Annotated in this window: 9 protein-coding genes; 1 reads left to right on the top strand and 8 read right to left on the bottom strand. The window is 39.6% G+C overall.

Features of this window, described 5'->3' with window-relative positions; all coding sequences use genetic code 11:
• Positions 1-40 precede the first annotated feature (40 nt).
• A complete protein-coding gene (locus LC574_RS18340) occupies positions 41-910 on the bottom strand; it encodes a filamentous hemagglutinin N-terminal domain-containing protein (RefSeq protein WP_229454832.1) in 870 nt (289 codons plus the stop codon).
• 937 nt (positions 911-1,847) lie between these two features.
• Between LC574_RS18340 and LC574_RS18335 the strand changes: the two genes are divergently transcribed.
• Positions 1,848-2,306, top strand: a complete 459-nt coding sequence (locus LC574_RS18335; protein WP_229454831.1) for an aldo/keto reductase — start codon at positions 1,848-1,850, stop codon at positions 2,304-2,306.
• On the opposite strand, the gene LC574_RS18330 is transcribed toward LC574_RS18335, so the two are convergent.
• The 7 genes from LC574_RS18330 to LC574_RS18300 all read right to left on the bottom strand — a co-directional run bounded on the left by LC574_RS18330 (position 2,254) and on the right by LC574_RS18300 (position 6,692).
• A complete protein-coding gene (locus tag LC574_RS18330) occupies positions 2,254-3,486 on the bottom strand; it encodes a cysteine desulfurase family protein (protein ID WP_229454830.1) in 1,233 nt (410 codons plus the stop codon). The genes LC574_RS18335 and LC574_RS18330 overlap by 53 nt on opposite strands.
• A gap of 5 nt (positions 3,487-3,491) precedes the next feature.
• Positions 3,492-4,118 carry a restriction endonuclease subunit R gene (locus LC574_RS18325; protein ID WP_229454829.1) on the bottom strand — a complete coding sequence of 209 codons (627 nt, stop codon included), beginning with the start codon at positions 4,116-4,118 and terminating at the stop codon, positions 3,492-3,494.
• 202 nt (positions 4,119-4,320) lie between these two features.
• Entirely contained in the window at positions 4,321-4,977 is a 657-nt protein-coding gene (locus tag LC574_RS18320; protein WP_229454828.1) for a type I restriction endonuclease, read from the bottom strand.
• A gap of 99 nt (positions 4,978-5,076) precedes the next feature.
• Positions 5,077-5,502 carry a hypothetical protein gene (locus LC574_RS18315; protein ID WP_229454827.1) on the bottom strand — a complete coding sequence of 142 codons (426 nt, stop codon included), beginning with the start codon at positions 5,500-5,502 and terminating at the stop codon, positions 5,077-5,079.
• Positions 5,503-5,505: 3 nt separating this feature from the next.
• Positions 5,506-5,925, bottom strand: coding sequence for a hypothetical protein (locus tag LC574_RS18310; protein ID WP_229454826.1), 420 nt, complete (start codon positions 5,923-5,925; stop codon positions 5,506-5,508).
• A gap of 36 nt (positions 5,926-5,961) precedes the next feature.
• A complete protein-coding gene (gene bcp, locus LC574_RS18305; RefSeq protein WP_229454825.1) occupies positions 5,962-6,441 on the bottom strand; it encodes a thioredoxin-dependent thiol peroxidase in 480 nt (159 codons plus the stop codon).
• Positions 6,442-6,518: 77 nt separating this feature from the next.
• Positions 6,519-6,692: a hypothetical protein gene (locus LC574_RS18300; RefSeq protein ID WP_229454824.1), complete on the bottom strand. Its 174-nt coding sequence runs from the start codon at positions 6,690-6,692 to the stop codon at positions 6,519-6,521.
• Positions 6,693-7,244: the final 552 nt, after the last annotated feature.

Genomic DNA, 7,244 nt, shown 5'->3' with positions numbered 1-7,244 from the left:
TCAAACAGTTTCGGGAAGCGGAAGCCACTTTTGGTTGCGGTTATGTTGGTTTGCTCCCACGTACAAATAATAGAGGAAATCGCCTCCCCAAAGCACCAACAGATGCCAGCGTTTTACTAGATAAATTGGTAAGAGATACATCTGCTCGCGCTACACTCTCAGGAAAATTTAAACGGAAATTGTTGTTATCAATGTTCAACCCTACCGTTCCCCCTGCTGCCAATCCTCCTAATTCGACTCGACCATCTGGAGCATACACGATCGCTCCTTCTAAATTCACATCGCCTCCCAATAGCACTAAACTCTGACTCTCAGGAACGAGTAGAAATGCTTCATTGACTTGAATCGGCTTAACAGGCTGGGATAGAATTTGATTGAATAGAAATGCAGAAGGATTCACTCTCAGCAAGGGGTTAAGCGGATTGACTGGTGAAGTCATGGAAAATTCTCCACCACCCGGAAACTGGATCGCACTAGCTGTTGTGCCGATAAATGAACCGTTAATATTTAAAACGGCATTTGCTCCAAATATGATGCCGTTGGGATTCATTAAAAACAAATTAGCATTACCTTGAGCTTGAAGTGTTCCCTGGATGTCAGAGGGATTTCTCCCTGTAACTCGCACCAAAATATTGTTGATGGTAGGGGCGTTTTCAAAAGTGACTATCTCCTCAGTTTTAATACTAAAGTTGCTGAAACTATGGAATAAATTTGTATTGCCAACGGTTGTACCCCCCGTAATATCCAAGGTACTGTCGTCGATTCGCTCCACTTGAGTTCCCACAGAGGGATCAGCAGTGACCTGAGCGGATGTGCGTAAGCCTCCTTGTATTCCAATCGCACCCACTAGAATCACCAAGCAGGGCAACCCTAAGTGACAACCGCGATTAAACCAACTTCTTAAACTCACAAAACTTATCTCCTAACCCTTGAAAGTTACTTCATTGCAAAATAGAACACCACTTTAGTAATGCTTGTGCAAACCTTTGCCCGTACCCCTCTCCAGGTAACTCTGCTGGAAGGTTAGGTTTTTGATTACTAATCTGCTGTTGTGACAGTAATAACTGTATGAATTTTAAGACTTAACATGAGTTCGACAAACCTCTCCCTGCCTTGAACCTTAGTTCAAGGCTGTCCCTCTCGCCCGTCAAAGAGGGACGATTTTGCATAGTAAAATCAGCAAGAGGTCTTTTTGATTGAGCTAATTAAGCGGACACTATATAAGCCGTCGAATTCAAGTTAAGACTTACGCACTTTACCAAAGAATCATCCTGTATATCAATTTAAATACGTCTTTCAGCCTTTTGCAAATCACACTTTATCGTAAGTTCAAGGGTTTAAGACCCCAACCATTATATGTAGCACCAGTTTCAGTCCTTCTCTACGAGAGGCTGCGCCAACGACTTCGCTCAGGAACCATCGGGGTTTAAATCCCCGTACTTCGGCTACGCTCAGTAACCGTCTAAAATGTCTAAAATGTTTGAATTGTTAAATCATGTCCGGCTGATTAGTTATGATTGCATCTGTGCAAAAAATACCTGCTATTTTGGCTTTTCTGTCACTGCGTAAGTCCTAAGCTAATGAGCATTTACAGCAGTTTTCATGTATTTGAACCACATCTGTTGTAGGGGTAAAGCGCATTGCTCATTGGTGTCAACTTAACGTAAAAGTCATGTCCCGCAAGGAACTGAAGTTCCTTGCTAATAGCGAAAGTCATCTCTTGATGACTAAATAATCCGAAAAATCTTTAGTCTACTTTAGTAGACTTTAGCTATTAGCCTAGAACTTTAGTTCAAGGCGGGCGAGTCAGCTAACAGTTAAGCTACTTTTAGCTTAAGTTGACACGTATGAGCAATGCGCTTTACCCCTACCGCGTGGTCTATTTACCTGAAAATAGCTGTAAGCGCGATGTCGAAAACGAAATTCTGCCTTTTTGTCAGGAAAACAACATAGGTGTGATTGTGTATTCACCTATGCAATCTGGCTTGCTTACAGGAAAGATGACTCCTGAGCGGGTTGCCAATTTACCAGATAATGATTGGCGCAAGAATAATAGTGAATTTCAGGAGCCACGTTTATCTCGTAACCTGAAGCTGGTGGAGGTGTTACAGCATATTGGTAAGCAATACGATCGCTCCTCCGGTGAAGTAGCGATCGCTTGGACTTTAAACAATCCGGCGGTGACGGCTGCGATCGTTGGCGCACGCAATCCTAAGCAGGTGGAAGGAATCATCGCTGCTGGGGAATTTCGCCTCAATCAGCAGGAACTAGATCAGATTGCCACTTTTGTGCGCGAGAATCCATAAAAGAGGAATTACGTAAACTTTGAATAGTAGCGATCGCATGTTTCGCCACAATATCAATCTCCTCTTGAGTATTAAACCGTCCAATCCCAAACCGCACTGAGGCATAAGCTAGCTGTTGGGAGTTTCCCAGTGCTGTCAGAACATGGGAGGGTGCTGTACTTGCCGATGAGCAAGCAGAACCAGAAGAAATCGCCATTACTGGCTGCAATCCTAGCAAAAGTGCGGCTCCATCCACCCCCTCAACGCTGATATTCAAGTTTCCCGCCAATCGGTCTTGAGGGTGTCCGTTGAGATGAATTCCTTCAAGTTGGGAAAGCTGTTCCCACAAGCTTTCCCTTAACTGGGTGAGACGTTGGTTTTCTGTTGCTTGTTCTGTCAAAGCGATTTCTACAGCTTTTCCAAAGCCGACAATTTGCGGTGTATACAATGTCCCAGAACGCATCCCCCGTTCATGTTTGCCGCCGTGCTGCTGGGGAGCTAGTTGCACTCTGCGATCGCGCCTGCGGACGTACAGCGCCCCAATTCCCTTTGGCCCATATACTTTGTGTGCGGTTAGCGACATCAAGTCAATTTTCATCGCTTGCACATCTAGGGGAATTTTACCAATAGCTTGGGCTGCATCGGTGTGGAATATGATATTGCGATCGCCTCCGGCGGGGCGTAGCCCATCGTGGCACATTTCCCCAATTTCTGCCAATGGTTGCAACACACCAATTTCATTATTTGCAGCCATTACCGACACCAAAATCGTCTCAGGACGAAAAGCTTTTTTTAACTCAGTTAAATCAATCAATCCATCTTTGTTAACTGGGAGAATAGTAATTTCAAAACCAAGAGTTTTTAAATAATTACAAGGGTCAATAACTGCATTATGTTCAGTGGCAACAGTAATAATATGCTGACCCTTTTTAAAATAAGCTTCAGCAACACCTTTAATAGCTAAATTATTCGCTTCTGTTGCACCACTGGTAAAAACAATTTCTTCAGGAGTGGCGTTAATTGCTGCTGCCAAAATCTCTCGCGTTTGCTTAACAGCAGCTTCTGCTTCCCAGCCGTAAACATGACCGATACTAGATGGGTTGCCAAATTTTTCTGTGAAATAGGGGAGCATTGCTGCTAATACCCGTTCATCTACGGGTGTAGTAGCGTGGCAATCAAGATATATAGGAAGAATAGACATAATTATTAACTCAAAACTTGACTCAATTTTTTTAATATACTTAGAACCTGATACAGTTCACTTTTTCGTTTCAAAAGTGTAAATTGGTCAGAAATAGCATACTTTGGCTGATTTTCTTTGGTAAGTTTCAAGAAAATAAAATCACTACCATTTGTTACTAATCCAAAAGTAGGTTTGTCTTGACTTGGATTAGCCAACATGTAAACAAGTGCTTGAGGTATGGTTTCTAAAAGAGAAAAGCTAAACCTTTTAGATTCAATTACTAATAACCAGAATTGTTCTTGAATAACTAAAACATCAATTCTACCTCTAATAACTTCTCCTTCATCTTCCGCAGAAATTTCTATTGATTGCTCACCTCTCATATAAAAAGGCTCATCATAAAATCCAGCTAAATTGAGTAAAGGAGATAAAACTACTAATTTCACCGTTTCTTCTGACAAAGGAGGACGCTTGACTAAACGGAGAAAATGAAGTTTTATTTTATCTAAATCTGGCTTTTCTAAATCTGTAATTTCCGGTAAATTTTCAAACCATTCTGTGAAGAATGCATCATCTTCGGCTAGCTGTAGACTAAATTTTTCTTCCAAATAAGCAAGCCCGACATTTTGTGCTTGGATAAATTGAACCATAATTCGATTTTAAAGATGCAGTATAAATATTATAACAGTTTTTTAGGATTACCATAAATAGGAATATAGCAATCCTTGCAGGAGTCGTGAAAAATATAGATAAGGAAACGAACCGCCAAGAACGCCAAGGACACAAAGGGAAGAAAGAAGAAAGAGATATAGAATTTTCACAAATGATTTAGGACTGCTATATCAAAGATAATTAACTTAAAAATTGACCGATTCTTTTTAATATATTCAAAATTTTATATAATTCATTCTCGTGTCTATATAAAGTAAATCTATCAGATAAAGCATACATTGGTTTATCTTGTTTTATCAACTTCATAAATTGGAAATCTTCTCCATTCATTACTAAGGAATATGCAGGATTTTCAGGATGAGGATTTGCCAGCATATAAGTCAGTGCTTGGGGAATCGCCTTTGCCAAGGAAAAACTAGACCTCTTAGATTCAATTACTAATAACCATAGCTGATTTTGAAGAACTAAGACATCAATTTTGCCTTTGATAATTTCTTTAGTGTCTTCTGTGTTTACTTCATTATCAATGATAACTTCTTCGCTAATTTCTATACTTTCTTCTGTAGCAATATAAAAAGGATGACGATAAAAACCAGCTAAATCTAGCAACGGAGATAATACTACCAATTTTACTGCTTCTTCTAAAAGAGGAGCATTTTCAAGCACATTGAGATAGTTGTTTTTAACTCTGTCTAAAGATTGCTTTTCTAATTCAGAAATTTTAGGTATGTAGTCAAACCACTCTGTAAAAAATTGCTCATCTTCAGATTTATATAGAGCAAATTTTTCTTTTAAGTAGGCAAGAGTGACATTTTGGGCTTGGATGACTTGAATCATGTTTATTTAAAATTGCGAGAAATTTATTTCCTTACTTCAATCATCGCGCTGGCAATTTATAGAGCAACTTCATCAGACTTTAAGATATCCTAATCTAGTCTATATGGGATTAACTTTTGAATCTACTCCCCAAACAAAGCCTGCTTCTGCTGGGCATAACTCCAATAATTCTTGTGCTGAGTAGATTTGATAATTTGAGTTGTAAACAATACAAGACCATTTTTTGGCAAACTTACATGCAAACTCTAGCGCTAGTTGCTCACTTCCTGAAGTTTTGCTGACATCAAGTAGAATGTGAGTCTGAGGTTTAGCTGTAAGCTTTTGGGTTATGAGTTCAATTTCATCAGGATTAAAATTTTTTAATTCAGTGTTATCTAAAACAATCCAAACATGAGTATTGTCTCTAGAAATACGTCCATCATATATATGATCTGGATGTAGTAATACTCCAGAATATTGCAGAAAACTCAAAAATTCTCCTGGTTTAATCTCAGCACTAGAAATTAGAGAAATGGGTTCTGGCATTACTTATGCTCCTAGTATGGATAATAATTCTAATAATTCATCTTGACTGCAAACTACATAACTGCCAATAGCGATGATATCTTGAGCCGGAGTAAATTTATAATTGGGTGCATAGAGAATAACTGGCTTGTTCAAGGGATTCAAATCAGAGTTTGATATCAACTTTTGAACTTGCTTCAACTTTCGAGCAGTTTGGGTTGTTACTTCGATGATAGCGTTACTGGTTTCCACATCGATTTCACCGACTTCGCCATTTAGACCCACTGTTTTATTAAAACTCACTAAATCAAACCCTGCCTGAATGATAGCATTAGCGACTTTGCCTTCCAGAACTTTTTGAGGATTGACTGAGTTCAGTGCATCGGCGATCGCTTGCTCAAATAAGCTGCTCACATCCTGCTTTATTACTATAAAATGATTCACGTAGCATTGCTGTAACTATACCTGCATTCAGTCGCATTACGTGGCTGCTAATTCCCGTAATTTAGTTAAAACTGCCAGAGCATGACCTTTGGTTTTCACATTCGGCCAAGCATAGACAATAATTTTATCAGGTGAAATTAGGAAAGTTGAGCGAGCAACACCCATATATTCTTTGCCCATAAATTTTTTTAAGCGCCAAGCACCGTAAGCTTCTGTCAAAATATGTTCTGGGTCACTCAAGAGGGTGATTGACAAGTTATGTTTGCTGATAAATTTACAATGGGATTTACCCGAATCTAGACTCACGCCTAAGATTTTCGCTCCTAGTTCGCTGAAGTCTTGATACAATTCGGTGAAATCTTTCGCTTCGTTGGTACAACCGGGTGTATCATCTTTTGGGTAGAAGTAGAGGACAACCCACTGACTGCTGAGGTCGTCGAGAGTGACTGAATTGCCATTTTGGTCAGGAGTAGAGAAATCTGGTGCTGGTTGTCCGACTTGGGGAATATTGCTCATGATAGGGTGTGAGAGATTACGTAAGCGTAGCTAGTCGTAGACATCGCTTTAGAATTGTATATATAACTGTTGACTGTTCACTGATTTAATGTATGGGCACGCATTAAGATTGTATCGGGATGCATTGGCATTGCAGAGGGACGCATTAAGATTGTATTGGGATGCATTGGTATTGTAGAGGGACGCATTAAGATTGTATCGGGATGCATTGGCATTGCAGAGGGACGCATTAAGATTGTATTGGGATGCATTGGCATTGCAAGCTATTGCCATTAATTCGCTACGAATTAATGAAATGCTGTATTACAGCTATTTTCAGGTAAATAGACCACGCGGTAGGGGTAAAGCGGATTGCTCATTGGTGTCAACTTAACGTAAAAGTGCTGTCCCGCAAGGAACTGAAGTTCCTTGCTAATAGCGAAACTCATCTGAAGATGACTAAATATAGCCAAAAATCTTTAGTCTACTTTAGTAGACTTTAGCTAAAAGCCAAAGGAATTCATTCCAAGGCGGGTGAGGAAGTTAACAGATAAGCCATTTCTAGCTTAAGTTGACACGTATGAGCATTGCGCTTTACCCCTACAACAGATGTGGTTCAAATACATGAAAACTGCTGTAAGTCAAATCACTTTCAACAAATGCTTTAGCAAGTTACTCTGAATCTAGCAGAAGATATATTCTTGAGTTAGTGTTATGACTTAACCTACAAGTATTTTTGGCGTTGCATAAATTCGGAATGAATTTGCGGGTGAAACCATTGAAAACTCATTCCAAATTGAGCTAAATCATCCCATGATTCAGCA

The sequence above is a fragment of the Nostoc sp. CHAB 5715 genome, from assembly GCF_020829685.1.
Classification (GTDB): Bacteria; Cyanobacteriota; Cyanobacteriia; order Cyanobacteriales; family Nostocaceae; genus Nostoc.
This window is presented reverse-complemented; position numbering and strand designations above follow the sequence as displayed.

What these genes read in the sequence shown, in the direction of transcription:
- LC574_RS18335 (WP_229454831.1), top strand. Translation starts at nt 1,848, where the DNA reads ATGAGCAATGCGCTTTACCCCTACCGCGTGGTCTATTTACCTGAAAAT.
- LC574_RS18330 (WP_229454830.1), bottom strand. Translation starts at nt 3,486, where the DNA reads ATGTCTATTCTTCCTATATATCTTGATTGCCACGCTACTACACCCGTA.
- LC574_RS18325 (WP_229454829.1), bottom strand. Translation starts at nt 4,118, where the DNA reads ATGGTTCAATTTATCCAAGCACAAAATGTCGGGCTTGCTTATTTGGAA.
- LC574_RS18320 (WP_229454828.1), bottom strand. Translation starts at nt 4,977, where the DNA reads ATGATTCAAGTCATCCAAGCCCAAAATGTCACTCTTGCCTACTTAAAA.
- LC574_RS18315 (WP_229454827.1), bottom strand. Translation starts at nt 5,502, where the DNA reads ATGCCAGAACCCATTTCTCTAATTTCTAGTGCTGAGATTAAACCAGGA.
- bcp (WP_229454825.1), bottom strand. Translation starts at nt 6,441, where the DNA reads ATGAGCAATATTCCCCAAGTCGGACAACCAGCACCAGATTTCTCTACT.
- LC574_RS18300 (WP_229454824.1), bottom strand. Translation starts at nt 6,692, where the DNA reads ATGCATCCCAATACAATCTTAATGCGTCCCTCTGCAATGCCAATGCAT.